Annotated in this window: 2 protein-coding genes; both read right to left on the bottom strand. The window is 63.2% G+C overall.

The annotated features are described in order from the left end of the window. A partial coding sequence (locus AC5DC2_RS23515; protein WP_491700237.1) for a UvrD-helicase domain-containing protein occupies nucleotides 1–672 on the bottom strand: 672 nt, incomplete at its 3' end. 36 nt (nucleotides 673–708) lie between these two features. Next, the coding region (locus AC5DC2_RS23510; protein ID WP_491700236.1) for a hypothetical protein at nucleotides 709–1,390 on the bottom strand (682 nt) is incomplete at its 5' end.

Raw genomic sequence — 1,390 nt, 5'->3', positions numbered from 1 at the left:
ATCGTCGTAATCGAGCACGTTCTGTTTCTGCTTGGCCTCGACATAGGCGCCGAACAGCCTTTGCAGTTCGGCCTCCCATTCGGCGCACCAGGGGAAGACGCCGCCGAGCACTTCGCCGAGCGGCGTTTCCGCATTCACGGCGCGCGAATAGATCGCCAGACACGTATCCTTCATCGGGAAGCGCTTCTCCATCTTGGAAAAGCCGAGATCGTGCCGCGCGAGGTTCATCAGGTCGGCGGAATCTTCCCTGTCGTGGATCGTGAACGCCGCATCCAGTCCGATGTCCGCCGCGTATTCACGCAGGAGCCGGGCGCCCATCGCATGGAATGTCCCCGACCAGGCCAGCGCATCGGCCATCGCGCCGGCGTTCGGTCCGAGCGCCTTCGCCATGATCCGCTCGACGCGGCGCTGCATCTCGACCGCGGCGCGCCGCGAGAATGTCAGCAGCATGATGCGGCGCGGGTCGGCGCCTGAAACGACCAGATGCGCGACGCGATGCGCCAGCGTGTTGGTCTTGCCCGAGCCGGCGCCGGCGATGATGAGCAGAGGCGGGACATCGTTCAGGTCAGCGCAGCCATGTTCCACGGCGCGCCGTTGCTTCGGATTCAGCCCGGCCAGAGGGCCGTCTCTCCCCGCGTCTGTTTGGCTTGCCGTCCTGACCTGCTGCAGCATTCCCACTTGCCCCGAATCTCGAGGCTATAGTACAAATCATGAACAGGCATTTAAGTCGACCAGATTTGCGAGGCGGGCGGTGGGCTTTCGACGACGCGATCCATCTCGCCATTCCCGCCTATCGCACGGCGAAGGGCACACAGGTGACGTCGCGAAGCTGGCGCCTCGTCCACGGCAGAGACGGCCAGTGGCGGTCGGAGCGGATTCCCTGACACCTCGTCCGCGGGGGCAGAAAAGCATCAGATCCGACGACGACGTTGCCGGTTCGCCCCGGATCACCGTCCCCACGAACGCCTCTTCGATCGCCTTGCGTTTCTCGGCAGTCCAGCCCTCGACATGCTGCGGAGATACGAAGAAGTTCTCGGCCCGATCCACCAGCATGTGCGAGAGCGCGGACAGGCGCGCGTCCCCGCTCTTCAGGAAAATCGGCGCGACGTAGCGGCGGGCCTTTCCGGACTGCTCCTTCGGATAGCTCACGATCACGGCGGCTTCCGTCGTTGATGTCGGAATGACATTGAGAGTCACCGCTGCGAACCGTTTGCCCCACGCCTTGTCGTCAACTGAGAAGAATGAGGACGACGCCAGCACGGGCTTGCGGCCCTCAATCACAAACGTCGAATGGAGCACGTCTCCAAATCGGCTTTTCGCGAATGGCCGGTCGTAAAACTCCAAGCGATGCTTCCACACGCCCCAGGCCTTAATCATGTGCGCCGTAGCT

The sequence above is a fragment of the Martelella sp. genome, from assembly GCF_984369615.1.
This window is presented reverse-complemented; position numbering and strand designations above follow the sequence as displayed.